This window comes from Candidatus Zixiibacteriota bacterium, from assembly GCA_040753495.1.
Taxonomy (GTDB): Bacteria; Zixibacteria; MSB-5A5; order GN15; family PGXB01; genus DYGG01.
In genome coordinates, this window is the sequence record JBFMEF010000093.1 from 1 (window position 1) to 16,776 (window position 16,776).

Genomic DNA, 16,776 nt, shown 5'->3' on the forward strand with positions numbered 1-16,776 from the left:
ATGCGGCGGGAGAGTTCCTCCGGAAGTTCCTCGCAGCGGCCATCCTCGCGGCAGATTTTCACCGTCTGGCGCAGCGTATCGAGCATCACCTTGCAGTCGGGGCATTCCCCCAGATGAGCCTCAATCTGCTTACAGAGTTCCGGCTCCAGGTCGCCATCAATATAATCGCAAAGGTTGGATATATATGTGGAACAGTCTTTCATTTTGGTGTCTCGACTTTCAGAAGAGCATCAAGTTTGTCGCGCAGGAAAAGCCGCGCCCGCAGTATCCGCGATTTCACCGCCGCCTCCGAAAGTTTCATCACTTCGGCAATCTCCTTGACACTCATATCCTCATGATACCTTAGAATAAACGGTATCGAATACTCCGCCCGCAGCTTATCGATGGCGCTTTCCAGGAAATCTCGAATCTGCGCCCTTTCCATGACAGTATGCGGGTCGCGCCACTCCGACAGCGCCGCATTCCCGTGCGCTTCATGGTCGCGCACCGGCAGAAATTCCTCCAGCGACCTTATCTCCGAGCGTTTTTCTTTCTGAAGATGCGCCCTTCCCTGGTTCAGCGCGATAGAATAAAGCCAGGTGCCAAACGAACTTTCGCCGCGGAACTTATCGATATTGTCAATCGCTTTCAGAAGGGTCTCCTGCAAAATATCTTCGGCATCCTGCTGATTGCGGGTCATTCTTTTGGCGACCGCAAAAAGCTGCCGCTCATATTTTTCCACCAGCCGGGTGAAGGCGTCATAGTCGCCGCCCTGCGCCCGGGCTACCAGTTCTCTTTCATCCATTAGATAACCGCTTCCGCAAAACGATTCGGCAATCTCGCAAAATTTTTATTCCGCAGCCCCAATTAATGAGAGAATCAGTTATAACTCAAGCGATTAGTTGGGAGAAATCTTGTCTTTGAAGATACCCCTATGGCGAGTTGATATCAATGATGACGGTGATACTGCAGCACCCGTACATGTCCGGCGCCGCGCATTATCAACCAGCGGTTAGCCGGATAAGCGGCGACACCGGCAAGAATCAATGACAACAGAAGACTTCCCCAGAAAAGGGGTTGGCTCAAACCGGCGTCCATCGCCCCCGGAATCACCAGCATTATCCCGTTATCGACAATTTCCATTATGACAATGGAGAGGGTATCTGCCGCCAGCGCCAGCCCCAGGGCGGTCTTAAGGTCAACCCTCGCTCGAAGCAGCGGCAAAAGGGTCAAGGAATACCCGAAAATGAAAGCAAGTATAACCGATAAGATAATCGTCGTCCAATTCTCCATCCCTGCCGCCGTACCAATTACCATCCCCAGCACTTCCCCGATAGAGCAGCCGGTGAGACAATGTACGGTAGCGCTTAGAGCCAGACGATTCATCGAGACCGCCTGCTCTTTGGCGCCGTGGTGAGCGTGATGATTTTCCATATCGCTACTTATACGGATTCTCACGGGAAATTGTTGACCCCACTCAATAATGCCATATTGGGTCAAACTAATCCATTTTAATCCCGTAAGATATGCGATTTTCAGGGAAAATTATAGAAATGATTCATGGTTCCATAGTGCCGCTGGTGACGCCGTTTCGCAACGGATGTATTGACGAAGGCAGTCTGCAACGACTGGTTGACTGGCAGATTGCTTCCGGTTCGCACGGCATCTCGGTCACCGGCACAACCGGCGAACCGAGTTCTCTTTCTCATGACGAGCGCAAACGGGTGTTCGAGATTGTGAGCGAAGCGATAAATAATCGTATCGCTTTTGTGCCGGCTACCGGAAGCAATAATCTGGAGGAGACCCTGGAACTTTCGCGATACGCCGAAAAACTGAGCGCCGATGCCGTTCTGGTCATCACCCCTTACTATGTCCGTCCCAGCCAGGAAGGGCTTTATCAATATTTTCGCGCTATCGCGTCAAACCTTGCTCTCCCCGTCATCCTCTACAATATTCCGGGGCGCGCCGCAATTAACCTTGAGATTGAGACTGTCCTGCGCTTGAGAGAATCCTGCCCCAATATTGTCGGCATAAAGGAAGCCAATAAAGATTTCGAGCATATCAATCTTCTGCTTCATCGCGCCGGACGCGATTTCCTGGTTTACTCCGGCATAGAACTTCTCTGTTTCCCGATTCTCACCATCGGCGGCGCCGGTTTTATCAGCGCCACCGCCAATCTCTTGCCGGATAAAATGGCGCTGCTCTACAATCTCACTCAGCAGGGGAAATGGGATGATGCCCGCGCCCTTCATTTTTACCTTACCCCCCTTAATGAAGCGGTCTTCTATGAAATCAATCCGGTGCCGGTTAAGACCGCCCTGGGATGGATGGGCAAGCTCGACCCGGAGGTGCGTCTTCCGCTGACAGCAATGTCACCTCACAATCAGGAACGCCTCAAGAAAGTACTCAAGACTTACAACCTTATCAATAATGATTGAAAGTTATTCCGAATGAAACTCGCGCGCTGGGCAGCCCAGGGAAGAATTATCAACGGTACCTTTGAAGACGGCGAACTGGTCGGTACCGACGGCGTCCGGTACAATCCCGAGGAAGCAGTCTGGCTGCCGCCATCCGAGCCGCAAAAGATAATCGGCATCGCTCTCAATTTCGCCGACCATGCCGAGGAACTTAAACTCGAAAAACCGGAACTTCCGGCAATTTTCATCAAACCCTCAACCTCTCTAATCGGTCATAAGGGCAAGGTTCTCATGCCGCCGGGAAGCGCGTATATGCACTATGAAGCGGAACTGGTGGCGATAATCGGCAAGAGATGCCGCGCTGTCAAAGCCGCCAACGCCCTTGATGTTGTCGCCGGTTACACTATCGGCAACGATATCACCGTCCGCGACAAAATCGGCAAATATTTTCGCCCCCCTCTCATTGCCAAGGGGTGGGACACTTTCGGTCCGGTTGGACCTTATATGGTCACGCCCGATGAAGCCCCGGACCCGTCCGATATGTCACTGCGGACATTTGTCAACGGACAGTTGCGTCAGGAAGGAAACACTCGCAATTTGATCTTCTCTCTTCCGGAACTGATAGAGCATATCTCGATGATTATGACCCTCGAGCCGGGCGACCAGATCTGGACCGGCACTCCCAAAGGGATTTCTCATATCTATCCCGGCGATATTATCCGTATTGAGATTGACGGCATCGGCGCGCTCGAATCGAAGATTGTCCTGGGACCAAAGTTATAGAATTAGTATGAGATATTACACAAAGCATTTCATCAATAACCGGTTTCTCGAATCAAGAGATGGCGGGAAGTTCGATATTCTGACTCCGGTTACCAATGAAACCATTGGTCATGCTGCATCAGGCAAATCCGACGATATCGATGCCGCTGTCAGGGCGGCGCGATTGGCGTTTGATTCGGGAGTCTGGTCGAAGATGCCGGTGGAAATTCGCTCCCGAAAAATCCGCCATATCGGCGACCTGATTATCAAACATGCCGATGAGATTGCCGAACTGGAAATCATCGATACCGGCATCCCCCGCAAGCAGATTACCGGAAGCGCCATTCCGCGAGCGGCGGAGAATTTCTATTTCTTCGCCGAGCAACTCAAATTGCTGGAAGGAAAATCTTTCAAAGGTGACGGCTGGCACAATTATGTCACCTACCGTCCGGTCGGAGTCGCCGGTCTTATTACCCCCTGGAATACACCTTTCATGCTCGAGACCTGGAAAGTAGCCCCGGCGCTCGCCTCGGGAAATTGCGTGGTGCTGAAACCGGCGGAGTGGTCTCCCCTCTCGGCCGATAAACTGGCGCAGATAATTCAGGAAGCCGACCTGCCGGCCGGTGTTTTCAACCTTGTGCACGGCTTCGGCGAAACCGCCGGCGCCCCGCTGGTGGCGCATCCCGAGGTGCAACTTATCTCCTTCACCGGCGAAACCGCCACCGGTATGGAAATTATCCGTAATGGCGCCTCGACCTTAAAGCGATTCAGCATGGAACTGGGGGGCAAGTCGCCTGCTATTGTTTTTTCGGATGCCGATATTGACCGCGCCCTTGATGGCATCACCTGGCAGATTTACAGTCTTAATGGCGAGCGCTGCACTGCCAATTCGCGACTGTTATTGCACAAAAAAATATTTAACCAATTTGTTGAGAAATTAAAAGAGCGAGTCGGCAAAATCAAAGTCGGCGACCCGGATGATATCTCCACCGAAATCGGACCGCTTATTCATCCCGAGCACTGGCAGCGCGTGCGCCGTTATATCGATATCGCCCGCAGCGAGGGCGCCGAGATTGCGCTCGGCGGCGACCGCCCCCCCGGCTTCGAAAAAGGGAACTATTTCGCCCCCACCCTTATCCTGAACGTGAAAAACGAAATGCGGATTGCTCAGGAAGAGGTCTTCGGGCCGGTCTTGGCGGTTATCCCGTTCGAGAGCGAAGAGGAGGCGATTCGGCTTGCCAACGACATTAAATATGGCTTAGCCGGCTATATCTGGACCAATGACATGGCGCGAGCGCATCGCCTTGCCGAGGCCCTCGAATGCGGCATGGTCTGGATTAATTCGCACAATGTCCGCGACCTGCGGCTGCCGTTTGGGGGAAGTAAATTCAGCGGTATAGGCCGCGAAGGGGGACGATGGAGCTTTGAAGAGTTTTATTTCGACACCAAATCGGTTCAAATACCAACCGGGGAACATCATATCCCGAAAATCGGAATCTGACTAACTGAGGGAGATTAAAGATGGGCGCCAGACGAGGCGAAGAAGTTCTTACAAAATTAAGAGAGCATCCCCACGAGATTTGGCATCGCGGTGAAAGAGTAGTTGATGTGACCGCCCACGAAGGGTTTCGAAACGGCGCCCGCAGTCTTGCCGGATTGTATGACCTCCAGTGGCAATTCCCCGACGAGATGCTGTTCGACTCTCCCGACAGCGGTCAAAAAGTGGGCCGGTCGTTCATGATTCCCCGCACCAGAGAGGAACTAAAATCGATTTCAAAAATGATGAAGCGCTGGGCTGATTTTTCTTTTGGCATGATGGGTCGCTCCCCCGATTACCTCAACCGCGCTATCAGCGCTTATTCCGGCGGCGCGCAATTTCTGGCGCAAGCCGACCCCCGTTTCGGCGATAACGCTATGAATTATCACCGCTTTATGCGGGAAAATGATCTCAGTTTGACACATACTCTTATCAATCCCCAGTCCAACCGCGCCGTTGGTCCCGCCGGACAAAGCGACCCCTTTCTGGCGGCACGAATTAAAGAAGAGCGGGATGACGGCCTTATCATCCGCGGCGCCAGAATGCTGGCGACTCTGCCAATCGCCGATGAAATCATGGTCTTCCCGTCAACGCTTCTCAAAAGCGGCGATGAAGATGCCCCATACGCTTTTGCCTTCGCCATCCCCTGCGACACGAAAGGCTTGAAATTTCTCTGCCGTGAGACTGTCGATTACGGACGAAACCATTATGACCATCCGCTCGGCTCCCGGTTCGAAGAACAGGATGCGGTGGTGATATTCGAGGACGTCTTCGTCCCCTGGGAGCGGGTCTTCATGCTCCGCGACGTCGACCGCTGCAATCAGGCGTATGCCGCCACCGGCGCCGTGGTTCATATGTCGCATCAGGTGGTGGTCAAGAATATCGCCAAGACCGAATTCCTGCTGGGATTGGCGTCACTCATGATAGATGCCATCGGCATCGAAAAAATCCAGCACGTCCACGAGAAAGTTCGCGACATCTGGGTGGTGATGGAAGCAATGAGAGCGTTCCTCCGTGCCGCCGAAGAGGATGCCGCCCTCGACAGTTACGGTGTCATGCGCCCGGCCTGGGACCCGCTTGATGCCGCCCGAAATTTCTTCCCCCTCCTCTATCCTAATCTGATATCGATTATCCAGCAACTCGGCGCCAGCGGTCTGGTCGCCGTGCCGACTGCCGCCGATATCAATGGTCCCCTCCGGGACGAGATTAAACAGTATTTCAAAGCAGCCCGCCTCGAGGCCCAGGAGCGGATTCCTCTCTTTCGCCTTGCCTGGGATGCCTCTGTTTCCGCTTTCGCAACCCGACAGGTGCTCTACGAGCGGTTCTTCTTCGGCGACCCGGTCAGAATGGCCGGCGCCCTCTTTAGTGCCCACAGCCGTGACGAATATATGGAGCGGATTCGCCAGTTCCTCAAAGAAAATATTGAAAATCCCTGTACTGATGACTGAGAATAGTTCAAATATCACTCCCTCTGCCTTCCGCAGAACCATGGGGCTATTTGCCACCGGAGTTACGGTCATGCTCACCGAAGCCGACAGCGATGTGCACGGGATGACCGCCAATGCCGTCTCCTCACTTTCCCTCGACCCGATGCTGATTCTTATCTGCGTTAAGAAAGGTTCCCGAACAGCGGAACTGGTGCAGAAGGCAAAATATTTCAGCATTAATTTCCTGGGCGCTCATCAGGAAGCGCTCTCCAACTATTTTGCCGGCATCAAAACAGGGAAGAAAGTGGACTTTCAAATCGAACCGTGGAAACAGGGGAAACGTCTCAATAATTGCCTGGCGGCGGTTCTCTGCTCGCTCGCCAATATTACCGAAGGGGGCGACCATTGGATTGTCATTGGAAAAGTGGAAGACTTGTACATAAACGAAAATTCGACCGAGCCGCTGCTGGTCTTCGGCGGCAGTTACCATACTCTCGGCGCCCAGCCGATTGCCCCTGCCCCGGACACATGGGAGCCGCTTTCCAACATACCTCAAATCTTTTATGACCCATGGGAAAACCAATGACCAATTTCAACATCCTTCGTTCCGCTATCGCCGAATTCCTTGTCACCGACCTTGATGCCGCCCGCGAATTCTACTGTAACGCTCTCGGATTCCTCTTGATTGAGGAAACCGGTTCCGCCCTGTACCTCGGCGGACTGGAAGAGCGCGACAGATATTCTCTGGTACTGCGCAAAGCCGAGGCTCCCGGACTGGCTGCAATCAGTTTCAAAGTCGAAACGGAGCGTGACCTCGAATCTCTTGCCCGTCGCGCTGAAATAGATAAACTCCCTTACCGTTGGCTCGATGCCGCCGCTCAACCGGGCAAGGGAAAAGCCCTTCGTCTTCAGGACCCCGGCGGCATACCCCTCGAATTCTTCTGCCAGATTGAGCAGCGCGACTGGTATCTCCAGAAATTCCGTCATCATCGCGGCGCCCGCGTTATGCGCATCGACCATTTCAATTGCATGGTGCGTGATGTCGCCAGGTCGTATGAATGGTACACCGGGAAACTCGGCTTTCATTGCTCCGAGTTGACCGACACCAGAGAGAATCCCCCTCGTCCCTGGGCAGTCTGGCTCCATCGCAAACAGAATGTCCACGATATCGCCCTCATGAACGGCATCGGGCCCCGTCTCCATCATATCGGTTTCTGGGCAAGCGACCGGGTCAGCATTCTCGACGCCTGCGATGTTCTGGCGGCATCCGGCTTCACCAAAAACATCGAACGGGGACCCGGACGGCACGGCATCAGCAACGCCTTCTTTCTTTATCTGCGCGACCCCGACGGCAATCGTATCGAAATCTATACCGGCGATTATCTTATCACCGAATGGAACCGCCCTCCGGTTCGCTGGAATATCGACAATCCGATGCGCCAGACATTCTGGGGGCATATCCCGCCGAAGAGTTGGTTTGATGAGGCATCACTGGTAAAAGACGTCTTGACCGATGAGTTTATGCCTACCGCCGAGGCGCTTTTGAGCCATCGTCCCAGTTATGTCATTTAATCTGCCCGAGCAGACATAACACACAAATCACACCGACTATCTAATGCCGTGCCGGCCTTTAATCTGTGGCGAAGCAATCTCTACCAATCGCCATCGTCATTGCGAGCCGTGACGGCATTAGCGTCTGGCGAAGCTGTGCGCGGCTCCGCTTAAGGCGGAGTCCACATCTGCCCGTAATTCCCGCCCAGCAAGTCTCTACATCTCTTGATATCTCTCTACCGCGCTGTTGGAAATCCCTTCCCGACACCAGCCAAAACTCGCTACACCGGCTATGGAACTCTGCCCAAAATTCTCATATATTTCCCCGCAGTTTAAAGAAACAGCGAAAGGAAAAGCAGAAAATGAAAGTAATTCGACTCAAAGAGGGTGAAAGTTACGAACCGGAGAAAGATTGGAAACGAGTCAGTCTCTGCAACCAGAAAGATATCTCCATAGAACATTTCATCAAACCGCCGGGGCATTCCTCGCCGAAACACGAGCATCCCAGCGCCCAGGTACTGGTCGTGCTCAAAGGCAAAATCTCGGTAATAACTGATTCCGAAAAAGCGGACCTGGGGGAAGGGGACGCCGTCTATATCCCCGGCAATGAAAGTCATGTGGTGACCAATCCGCTGCCGACCCCGTCGGTGGGGCTGGATATTTTTGTCCCCGGTCGCTCTTTTGATTTCTGGACAAAACGCAAAAAATAACCCGGGGACCTTGGAGACTGTGTCAATAATTTCACATTTCCTCGCTCCGATGTAACCTGACGTCAATTCGGTCGTATGGAATTTTAGAGTTTCATAACTTGACAGAAGGAGTCCATTATGACTGAGGTGGTTCGGTTGCACGACCAGCTGCACCGCTCCTACTGGGGCGATGCCTGGCATGGTCCCTCCCTTAAAGACGTCCTGAGTGGGGTCAGCGCCGTAAAGGCGGCCTCCAAACCGCTGCGCAATGCTCACAGTATCTGGGAAATAGTCTTGCATGTAAACGCCTGGCTGGATGCCGCGCGGCGACGAATCGAAGGGGAAAAACTTAATCTTACCGATGAGCAGGATTGGCCCGCCCTGAAGAAAAAAGGTCCCCAAGCCTGGAAAGAGACATTGCAGATTCTGGAGAACAACCAGATTCTTCTTGAAGATACCGTCAAGCAGTTGCCGGACGCCCGCCTCTCCGACAATCTGACCGGCGGCGCCTACACTATCTATTTCCAGTTGCAGGGAATTATCCAGCATACTTTGTATCACACCGGTCAAATCGCCCTGCTTAGAAAGTGATGATTCGACTGAAAACTTTGACTGGTCGGCCGGCCGGAAGTTGAAGCCGGAGCCAGGCGGTATCTTGGTTATCGAATTATTCCGGGAACTTAGCGGCAGAAATTTCGTTGAAATAGCTATTGACATTAGAAATTATGTCGATATATTGAAATAACGTAAAGGATCTCCTTCGCAAATTTTTCTCAAGGTTTGTATCAGTAATTCAATCTCTTGTCGAAAATCTAAAGTATGGAGACCAGCGCAATAGTGCGCAAGGAACCGTTTATCTTCCCGCAAAAGCGGACGAGTGACCTTGAGAAAAGGACCCCGAGAGATAAACAAATCTGGAGTGTAGAATGAATATCTACGTAGGCAATCTGTCAACCGACGCCACCGAAGACGATCTTCGTCAGGCTTTTGAAGGCTTTGGGCAGGTGACATCAGTGAACATCATCAAGGACAAATTCAGCGGCGAATCGCGCGGATTTGGCTTTGTTGAAATGTCCTCAAAGGAAGAGGCGCTGGCGGCTATCAGCGGCTTGAATGGCAAGCAGCTGCGTGACCGGTCACTCAATGTCAACGAGGCCCGCCCGCGCACCGATGGCGGTGGCGGCGGCGGTCGCGGCCGCAATTTCGGCGGCGGCAATCGTGGCGGCGGCAACAGACGCTTCTAACAGCGTTCCATTAGCCCCCTCTTCAAGTCGAAGCGGGTAAATGCCAAAAGGGACCGGATATTTTCCGGTCCCTTTCTTATTTGTACGCTCTGATTTTTACAGCTGCTCAGTCGAGCGCCACTATCTTCAGGCAGATATCAATGGCGTGCCCGAACGCCGGCGGTTTCTTGGGGGTAATTCTAATAGTCGCATTCCTGGCCAGCGTCAATTCTTTTATAAACTCCGCCTCGGCCGCCGGATTCCAGAGATATTCTTCTCCGTCGATATCGATTTTCACCGTTTGAACCGGCTGGTCGCTTTCCACTTCGCCGGCGAATTCCAAACGATATAACCCCGCCTGGTTGCGCAGTAACCAGACTATCTCTTTCTGATTACAGGAAAGCCGGGCGCAGACAAACTGCGAATCCAGCGTCGGGACTTCGACCGTTACGGTGTCAATCACTATCACCGTGTCGATTATCAACACCGTGTCAGTGGTTCCGACGGTGTCGATTATCATCACGGTGTCAATGGTGCTTATCGTGTCGATTATAGTCACGGTATCAACCGTACCGATAGTATCAATTATTACAACCGTATCGACGACGTACACGGTATCCCCCGGAACAGGCGGATTAAGAATTCTGCCCTGCGGACTTTCCAGCGGGTCAGCGCAATTCATCAGGGATTGGGCAGCGCCCAAAAGAAGCATGGTTGCCGCAAAAAGAATCAGCCTTTTCACTTGCCACCTCCAAAGTCCAGATGCGCGGTCAGGTAAGCCAGGAACTGGTCACTGTCGAAATCGGACAACGCTTCTTCAGCGTGGCGGCTCTTCGCCGGATGATACGCCGCCGTCAGGGAAAGAAAACGGACGGGGTTGTAACGCAGTCCCAGCATAACCCCCTCGGAGAGACGAGTATATTCATAATATTCTTGAGAGATTTCTTCCATCCGCGTCCATCCTCCGACTAAACCGAGCGGAATTCTATTCAATGGATAATAAATAAGTCGTCCGCCTATCAGGCGACGTTTGGTGTCGAGTTCATCATTTCCGAAACGGAAGGAACCGTTCCAGAAAGTATGCCCGACAATCGCTTCCAGATAAATCACCCGCCGCCAGGTCAATGCCGCCGTTGCCACCGGCACTCCGCCGAAGGGGGTGGTTGAAACGCCCAGACCCAACTGCACCCCAAAATTTTCCTCAAGGCTCGCCGGAGGCGCCGGCGTCTCTTTAACCTCGGTGAAATGACGCTCCACCGGCGGACGCGACTCCAGTTCCTGCAGACGATTCTCCAGGTCGGCAAGCGTTCTATCTATGCGAAGACTCACACTGCGGAATTCCGAGCCGCTCTTTTTTGACTCCCGCGATTGAATAACTATTTGGGAAGGCGCCACGCCATATTCTTCAATCAGCAGGTTTCGAAGGACATGCGCCCGACCCAGCGCCACTCCGGGATTCTGGGCGTCATGATTATGCCAGAACCGCTCGCCGTCCGCTTCTCCCGTGATAATCGCCCGCGCCAGACGGTATTTCTGCAGGGTATCGGCAACCGCTTTCAACTCCGCCTGAAACGGCTTGAACTGCTCCGGACCGACACTTCCGCCAATCCCCAGCGGAAAATCCGGAATCAAAATCTCCTGACCGACAGCCTGGCCAATCAGGATAATCATCAGCCCTACTACCAGAGATGTCGCTCTTATCATATCAAAATCTCACTTCCCGACAATTAATTAACTCTCTTCTCTGCAAGACTTCTTGCAGAGGTTTTCAATTTCTTTCTGCAAGCTGTTGCATCTTACTAACAACAGACTCTGAAAGGCGCGGTCATAATCCCTTCATCCCGCGGCACAATTCTTCCGGAGAGAAGAACTTATGCCTTACCGCCATACCATTAGCGCAAAAATCATTCCGGCCGCCGCAAAACTTTCCGGTTTTTCCGAATCCACCGCCCTATCTTTCCGCGCCTCCGCCTCGTAATTTTGTCAGAAACTTTGTATCAAATCGGAAATGAGATACGGAAAAGAGATGATGAACTCCCATTTTAGACTTAATCTAAATCGATGATTGACCTCGTTGCCCTTCTGCGACGCCGCGGCATTCAGCCGACACCGCAACGTCTGGCCGTGGCAGACTTCATTCTCGGCTCGCGGGCGCACCCTTCAGCCGACCAGGTTCTGGAGAATGTCCGGCGCAAATGCCCCACTATCTCTCGCGCTACCGTTTACAACACTCTGAATCTTATGGCGGAGAAGGGGCTGGTTAAGACTCAACTTCTCAAGGAAGGAACCGTTATCTTCGACTCCAACATTGACCGGCATCACCATTTCATCGATGAAGAAACGGGGCAGGTCTCTGATATCCCCTGGGAAGCGGTCAAAGTAACGGGCGAAAAGTCACTGAAAGAATTTGAGATTCACGAATTCCAGGTGATTATGCGGGGACGAAAGAAAAGAAATAAATCTTCTTGAAATGACACCGGCATTATCCAGGTCCATCTGCTTACAAGACAATCCAGCCCTCTATTATCTTTGTCTCGTTCATTCTAAATAGATGTGATGAGAGAAACGTATCGACTTCCATTATGCAGGCTTCTTGAGTGAGGCATCGGGCAGACCGAGCACGGCAATAAGCGCCCCGATTTTCGGATGCTTCTGCAGGGCGGCATAGTAAGGCATCACCGCCGTGAATATCAGTTCCGAGTCGCGACGGCGCAGCCCTTCTTGCAAACAGCGGAGAGCCGCTTGTTCGTCGCCCAATATGAAATGAAGCGCCGCCAGATATGGTTGCGGAACATATTCTTTCTCCTGACGATGCAGCAGTTGCTCCAGCAGGTCCCGCGCGGTCGTCTTGTCACCTTTTAAGTCATGAGCCAGCGCCAGAAATGTCAGGCTCATCACGCTGTTATCAGAAATTTCTCGACTCGTCTGGATATGTCGCAACCCTTCCTCCCAGTTCCCCAGCGCAATCTGACTCCAGCCGGCAAGGGCATAGGTGAAGTCATTGGTGGTATGAAGCGCCATCGCCCGATTCAGATAGTCGCCCGCCTGGTCAAAGCGGGAGTGACGAATATAATGCCAGCCGTACATGGTCAGCACGATTGCCGAAAGCGGGTCAATCTGCAAGGCGATACGAAGTTGCTCTTCAGCTTCCTCCGTCCGCGCCATGTACGAAAGCAGCTCTCCGTACCACTGATGGGCGGTGGCATCTCCCGGACTGAGCTCAATCGCCCGTCGGAATTCCCTTTCGGCATCGCTCCATGCCCAGTCGTAGTAGGTATGAATTCCTCCGAGCGTGGCGTGGGGGTTCGCCAGATGGTCATCAAGCTCCAGGGCATGTTGCGCCGCGATACGAGCGCGGGCGATGGCATCGCGCGGCGGCATGGCATCATATGCAAATAGAAGAAAATAGGCGTCGGCCAGCCCGGCATGCGCCAGCGGATAATCCGGTGCCAGTTTCAAACATTCCAGCAACAACTGCAGCGCCTGACGAAGCGCTTCAACGGAACGCTTATTCAATTCATATCGGGCCCGGCTGTAAAGTTGATACGCCTCCATCGGGATGTCCTTCGCCGCCCGACGTCCCAACTCCCGCCTCCCCAGTTCCAGTTTCAGTTTATCGACAATCGCCCGCGAGATATCATCCTGTATGGCAAAAATATCGGACAATTCCCGGTCATACCGTTCAGACCAGAGATGATACCCGCTGGCGATTTCAATTAACTGGGCGGTCACCCGCACTCTCTGTCCCGCTTTGCGCACCGACCCCTCCAGAACATATCCCACCCCCAGTTTACGCCCTGCTTCGCGAATATCGCCGGAGTATCCACGGAAAGCAAAAGCCGAGGTGCGCGCTACTACCCGTATCCCGGGAATCTGATTTAAATCGCTAATAATATCTTCCGAGACCCCATCACAAAAATAATCCTGGTCGGCATCGGCGCTCAGATTGGCAAAGGGTAAAACCGCGATTGAAGGCGCCGCCGTTCTTTTCGCCGCACCGCTTTCCATCTCACGCCGCGCCGCCGCCAATTCCGCGCGAAGTTCCAGCGCCGATGGAAAACGGTTCTCGGGTTCTTTCTCTAAAAGCCTTGTCAGTAGACGTTCCAAAGAAGTTGAGATTTCCCCCATTGATTCAACCGGAAACGATAACTGGTCATGGACAATGGCGTGCAATGTCGCCGCATCCCCATCGCGCCGGAAAAAATTCCTCCCGGTAAGCAATTCATATAGAACGATGCCTGCCGAGAAGAGGTCGCTGCGATGGTCAATCTCTTTCCCCAAAACCTGCTCCGGCGACATATAACCAATTGTCCCGAGGGTGGAACCGCTCCGGGTGAGATGCTCCCCTCCTTTGACCGCAGCCAGTCCGAAATCGACAATCCGGACTCTTCCCTGCGGGTCAATAATGATGTTGCCCGGTTTCAGGTCGCGATGCACTATCCCTTTGCTGTGAGCGGCGATCAACCCCTCACAAAGCTGCCCCGCGATATCGAGCGCTTTTTCGACAGGAAGCGCTTTCCCGGCAGCAAACTCCCGCAACGACTGCCCCTCCAGATGTTCCATCACAAAATAAGGCCGTCCGTCAAATTCAGCCACCTCATGCACAGTGACAATATTTGGATGAGCCAATCGCGCCGCGGCCTGCGCCTCCCGGAGAAAGCGAAGACGCGCTTCCGGCTCCAGTGACAGCGGCTGAGAGAGAAACTTGAGCGCTACCTCTCTATCTAACCGGGTATCCTGCGCCAGGTAAACCTCCCCCATGCCGCCGGAGCCAAGCAGCTTTACAATCCGGTACTGCGCTACCTGCGCCCCGGAGGTCAGAACAGCATATGTGCGGGTCGGGTCATCTGTCATAAATATTCCAGAAGATTAATTGTTATACGAATCCCTGCCCGGAAAATCAATAGAGATTGCGCTTCCCCGTATTTTCAACCTTTTACCCCGGCTCGTTTCCGCCTGAGAAATTTCGCTCTCGACAAATTTCTCGATTTTATTGTTGCGCTACAGGGTATTAAATGTTCAATTTGGCTCTGGCGACGCCGGTTCAAGATTTTGCCGACAAGTACCGATTTGCGTAACATCTGGCGCCCCGCCGCGTATCCGTATCTGAGAAAGGAGAAATCAATGAAAGTTTTTGGCATTGTAATAGTAGTTCTACTTCTGCTGGTCCTGGCAATCGGAGGTTGGGTCTGGTCAGGCCGAGCCGGGCTGATTGACCGCACCCAGAGTGTCGATGAAAAATGGGCGCAGGTGCAGAATGTTTACCAGCGCCGTTTTGACCTTGTCCCCAACCTGGTGGCAAGTGTCGACAATTTCATGCAGCGGCAGCAGGCGACCCTGACCGAGGTTATCGCTATGCGCCAGCGGGTAATCGACCTGAAAGAATCGGCCGAAAATGCGCTCGGCAGTCAGAACCCGGCTCTTCTCGACTCCCTCGCGGGGCAGCTGTCTCGCCAGCTCAATTCTTTCATCAACGTGGTGGTGGAGCAGTACCCCCAAATCAAAGGCGACCAGCTCTATGCCGACCTGATGACCCAACTGGAAGGAACCGAGAACCGTATCGCCCAGGAGCGGCGGACATTCAATGAAGCTGTCCGCGAATACAACACCTATCGCCAGAGAGGCATCAAGGCTCTCCTCGCCGGCTCGATTTTTGGATTTCCGTATGAGAAGCAGTTTTTCGCGGCGCAGCCGGAAGCTCAGACTGCCCCCAGTGTTAAAGACGCCTTCAAAAACGAATAAACGGAAGCGGTAGATTGAAACATTTTTTGAAAACAATCTTTGCCCTGCTGTTGGCTTTATCGGTCTTTGCCAAATCCGACCTGCCTGTTTATGAAGGGATGATAAATGACCGCGCCGGACTGTTGAGCAGTGATGAAATCAGGCAACTCGAATCGAAAACCCGCAGTTACCGCGAACAGACCGGCGTTGAAATAGGAGTTCTGATAGTTCCTAATCTCGGCGACCGGTCGCTGGAGGATTTTGCCCACGACGTCTTCAATGCCTGGGGTATAGGAAGTAAAGACAAAGACAACGGCGTTCTGTTTCTGATAGCAATAGAGGAAAAGAAAACCCGTCTTGAAGTCGGGTACGGCTTGGAGTCGGAACTGACCGACCTTGAAGCCGGGCGGATAGTCAGCCGGAGTTCGCCGATGGCGGAGCATTTCCGCCGCGGTGACTTCGCTGGAGGGATAAATGCCGCTCTTGATGGCATCGCCGAAGCGGTCGGCGGCGAATATAATCCGCCCCGGCAGGAGAATGATGAAGAAGAAGCATTTTTCCCGCTGTTGTTACCGCTGGGGTTTATCATTTTCTTTGTGCTTCTGTCAATACTTCGTCGGCGCGGCATTATCGACCGACGATTCGGCGGTCCTTTTATCGGCGGCTTCGGCGGCGGTTCCTCCGGCGGCCGAAGTAGCGGCGGCGGATTCAGTTTCGGCGGCGGCTCCTCCGGAGGCGGCGGCGCCAGCGGCGGCTGGTAGGAAAGAAGACAAATATGGCTACTTTAGTGGATAAATATTTCTCACAGGCAGATTTTGACGCCATCGAAGCATCCGTCCGAAAGGCTGAGCAGCAGACCAGCGGCGAAATTGTCGTTCATCTTGCCTCCCAATCCAAACAGTGGCAGATTGAAAGACTGATTCATTCTTCGCTGGCGGCGGTTATCGCTATGGTGGCGGCGCTGTTTTTCACTCGCGAGAACAATTGGGGTATTTACTACGATACCACCCAGGCTCTTCTCTGGGGCGGTGTCGGATTTGTTGCCGCTTATTTTGGCTGGGGACAATTTTTGAAACGAGCCGGCAGACGTCAGCAAATTGTCTGGAAACGCGCCCTGCGACATTTCCGCCAGATTCCGTCATCGCGAGCCCAGACTGCCATCCTGATTTTTCTCTCTCTGGCAGAAGAGCAAGCGGCAATTGTCGCCGACAAGGCAATCGCTTCCAAAGTCCCTGATGATTACTGGCATCGCCCCCAATCGATAGTGGCAAAGGCGATGAAAGATGGAAAACATGCCGAAGGAATCATTCAAGCCATCGCAATGCTCGGCACAGAACTTGCCGCACACTTCCCCCGACAGAGTGACGATATCAACGAATTTCCCGACCGTCCCAAAAGCGCCGATTAACCATCCTCCTCTTTAAGCACCCAGTCCTTCCGGGGCATTGAAAAAGAAGCGAAACGTCATTG

19 protein-coding genes are annotated in these 16,776 nt (G+C 53.1%); 13 read left to right on the plus strand and 6 right to left on the minus strand.

The window, feature by feature from the left end; translation table 11 throughout:
* The 3 genes from AB1690_05820 to AB1690_05830 form a co-directional block, all read right to left on the minus strand.
* On the minus strand, positions 1-203 hold a 203-nt coding region (locus tag AB1690_05820), incomplete at its 3' end, for a zf-HC2 domain-containing protein (GenBank protein MEW6014820.1).
* Complete coding sequence (locus AB1690_05825; protein MEW6014821.1) at positions 200-784, minus strand: sigma-70 family RNA polymerase sigma factor; 585 nt, start codon at positions 782-784, stop codon at positions 200-202. The genes AB1690_05825 and AB1690_05820, both read right to left, overlap by 4 nt.
* A 143-nt stretch (positions 785-927) precedes the next feature.
* Positions 928-1,413, minus strand: a complete 486-nt coding sequence (locus tag AB1690_05830; GenBank protein ID MEW6014822.1) for a DUF4396 domain-containing protein — start codon at positions 1,411-1,413, stop codon at positions 928-930.
* 92 nt (positions 1,414-1,505) lie between these two features.
* On the opposite strand from AB1690_05830, the gene dapA reads away from it, so the two are divergent.
* The 9 genes from dapA to AB1690_05875 all read left to right on the plus strand — a co-directional run bounded on the left by dapA (position 1,506) and on the right by AB1690_05875 (position 9,606).
* Entirely contained in the window at positions 1,506-2,417 is a 912-nt protein-coding gene (gene dapA / locus AB1690_05835) for a 4-hydroxy-tetrahydrodipicolinate synthase (GenBank protein MEW6014823.1), read from the plus strand.
* Positions 2,418-2,429: 12 nt separating this feature from the next.
* A complete protein-coding gene (locus tag AB1690_05840; protein ID MEW6014824.1) occupies positions 2,430-3,179 on the plus strand; it encodes a fumarylacetoacetate hydrolase family protein in 750 nt (249 codons plus the stop codon).
* A 7-nt stretch (positions 3,180-3,186) separates the two neighbouring features.
* Positions 3,187-4,659 (plus strand): 5-carboxymethyl-2-hydroxymuconate semialdehyde dehydrogenase, encoded by a 1,473-nt coding sequence (gene hpaE, locus AB1690_05845; GenBank protein MEW6014825.1) that lies wholly within the window; start codon positions 3,187-3,189, stop codon positions 4,657-4,659.
* 20 nt (positions 4,660-4,679) lie between these two features.
* A complete protein-coding gene (gene hpaB / locus AB1690_05850; GenBank protein ID MEW6014826.1) occupies positions 4,680-6,143 on the plus strand; it encodes a 4-hydroxyphenylacetate 3-monooxygenase, oxygenase component in 1,464 nt (487 codons plus the stop codon).
* The gene (locus AB1690_05855) at positions 6,136-6,708 is read left to right on the plus strand and encodes a flavin reductase family protein (GenBank protein MEW6014827.1); all 573 of its coding nucleotides are present in this window, start codon (positions 6,136-6,138) and stop codon (positions 6,706-6,708) included. The genes hpaB and AB1690_05855 overlap by 8 nt, the downstream gene beginning before the upstream one ends.
* Positions 6,705-7,694, plus strand: coding sequence for a 3,4-dihydroxyphenylacetate 2,3-dioxygenase (hpaD, locus tag AB1690_05860; GenBank protein MEW6014828.1), 990 nt, complete (start codon positions 6,705-6,707; stop codon positions 7,692-7,694). Before AB1690_05855 ends, hpaD begins: the two co-directional genes overlap by 4 nt.
* Positions 7,695-8,035: 341 nt before the next feature.
* A complete protein-coding gene (locus tag AB1690_05865; protein MEW6014829.1) occupies positions 8,036-8,383 on the plus strand; it encodes a cupin domain-containing protein in 348 nt (115 codons plus the stop codon).
* 117 nt (positions 8,384-8,500) lie between these two features.
* Positions 8,501-8,953: a DinB family protein gene (locus tag AB1690_05870; GenBank protein ID MEW6014830.1), complete on the plus strand. Its 453-nt coding sequence runs from the start codon at positions 8,501-8,503 to the stop codon at positions 8,951-8,953.
* Positions 8,954-9,288: 335 nt separating this feature from the next.
* A complete protein-coding gene (locus AB1690_05875) occupies positions 9,289-9,606 on the plus strand; it encodes an RNA-binding protein (GenBank protein ID MEW6014831.1) in 318 nt (105 codons plus the stop codon).
* A 106-nt stretch (positions 9,607-9,712) separates the two neighbouring features.
* Here AB1690_05875 and AB1690_05880 read toward each other — a convergent pair whose 3' ends face one another.
* Together AB1690_05880 and AB1690_05885 are read right to left on the minus strand one after the other, a co-directional pair.
* A complete protein-coding gene (locus tag AB1690_05880) occupies positions 9,713-10,327 on the minus strand; it encodes a hypothetical protein (protein MEW6014832.1) in 615 nt (204 codons plus the stop codon).
* Entirely contained in the window at positions 10,324-11,289 is a 966-nt protein-coding gene (locus AB1690_05885) for a hypothetical protein (GenBank protein MEW6014833.1), read from the minus strand. The genes AB1690_05880 and AB1690_05885 overlap by 4 nt, the downstream gene beginning before the upstream one ends.
* A gap of 357 nt (positions 11,290-11,646) precedes the next feature.
* Between AB1690_05885 and AB1690_05890 the strand changes: the two genes are divergently transcribed.
* A complete protein-coding gene (locus AB1690_05890) occupies positions 11,647-12,054 on the plus strand; it encodes a Fur family transcriptional regulator (GenBank protein ID MEW6014834.1) in 408 nt (135 codons plus the stop codon).
* A 111-nt stretch (positions 12,055-12,165) separates the two neighbouring features.
* Here the strand turns inward: AB1690_05890 and AB1690_05895 are convergent, their stop codons facing one another.
* On the minus strand, positions 12,166-14,439 hold the full coding sequence (locus tag AB1690_05895) for a protein kinase (GenBank protein ID MEW6014835.1): 2,274 nt from the start codon (positions 14,437-14,439) through the stop codon (positions 12,166-12,168).
* A 270-nt stretch (positions 14,440-14,709) separates the two neighbouring features.
* Here AB1690_05895 and AB1690_05900 point away from each other — a divergent pair, with 270 nt between their 5' ends.
* From AB1690_05900 to AB1690_05910, 3 genes are read left to right on the plus strand one after another with little or no spacing between them, the layout of a single operon-like run.
* The gene (locus AB1690_05900; GenBank protein ID MEW6014836.1) at positions 14,710-15,327 is read left to right on the plus strand and encodes a LemA family protein; all 618 of its coding nucleotides are present in this window, start codon (positions 14,710-14,712) and stop codon (positions 15,325-15,327) included.
* Positions 15,328-15,353: 26 nt separating this feature from the next.
* A complete protein-coding gene (locus tag AB1690_05905; GenBank protein MEW6014837.1) occupies positions 15,354-16,067 on the plus strand; it encodes a TPM domain-containing protein in 714 nt (237 codons plus the stop codon).
* Positions 16,068-16,081: 14 nt separating this feature from the next.
* Positions 16,082-16,714 carry a hypothetical protein gene (locus tag AB1690_05910; protein MEW6014838.1) on the plus strand — a complete coding sequence of 211 codons (633 nt, stop codon included), beginning with the start codon at positions 16,082-16,084 and terminating at the stop codon, positions 16,712-16,714.
* Positions 16,715-16,776 lie beyond the last annotated feature (62 nt).

Coding starts and splice junctions, on each gene's coding strand:
- hpaE (MEW6014825.1), top strand. CDS start 3,187: ATGAGATATTACACAAAGCATTTCATCAATAACCGGTTTCTCGAATCA.
- AB1690_05840 (MEW6014824.1), top strand. CDS start 2,430: ATGAAACTCGCGCGCTGGGCAGCCCAGGGAAGAATTATCAACGGTACC.
- AB1690_05900 (MEW6014836.1), top strand. CDS start 14,710: ATGAAAGTTTTTGGCATTGTAATAGTAGTTCTACTTCTGCTGGTCCTG.
- AB1690_05865 (MEW6014829.1), top strand. CDS start 8,036: ATGAAAGTAATTCGACTCAAAGAGGGTGAAAGTTACGAACCGGAGAAA.
- AB1690_05890 (MEW6014834.1), top strand. CDS start 11,647: ATGATTGACCTCGTTGCCCTTCTGCGACGCCGCGGCATTCAGCCGACA.
- hpaD (MEW6014828.1), top strand. CDS start 6,705: ATGACCAATTTCAACATCCTTCGTTCCGCTATCGCCGAATTCCTTGTC.
- AB1690_05885 (MEW6014833.1), bottom strand. CDS start 11,289: ATGATAAGAGCGACATCTCTGGTAGTAGGGCTGATGATTATCCTGATT.
- AB1690_05870 (MEW6014830.1), top strand. CDS start 8,501: ATGACTGAGGTGGTTCGGTTGCACGACCAGCTGCACCGCTCCTACTGG.
- dapA (MEW6014823.1), top strand. CDS start 1,506: ATGCGATTTTCAGGGAAAATTATAGAAATGATTCATGGTTCCATAGTG.
- AB1690_05825 (MEW6014821.1), bottom strand. CDS start 784: ATGGATGAAAGAGAACTGGTAGCCCGGGCGCAGGGCGGCGACTATGAC.
- AB1690_05855 (MEW6014827.1), top strand. CDS start 6,136: ATGACTGAGAATAGTTCAAATATCACTCCCTCTGCCTTCCGCAGAACC.
- AB1690_05910 (MEW6014838.1), top strand. CDS start 16,082: ATGGCTACTTTAGTGGATAAATATTTCTCACAGGCAGATTTTGACGCC.
- AB1690_05875 (MEW6014831.1), top strand. CDS start 9,289: ATGAATATCTACGTAGGCAATCTGTCAACCGACGCCACCGAAGACGAT.
- AB1690_05895 (MEW6014835.1), bottom strand. CDS start 14,439: ATGACAGATGACCCGACCCGCACATATGCTGTTCTGACCTCCGGGGCG.
- AB1690_05830 (MEW6014822.1), bottom strand. CDS start 1,413: ATGGAAAATCATCACGCTCACCACGGCGCCAAAGAGCAGGCGGTCTCG.
- hpaB (MEW6014826.1), top strand. CDS start 4,680: ATGGGCGCCAGACGAGGCGAAGAAGTTCTTACAAAATTAAGAGAGCAT.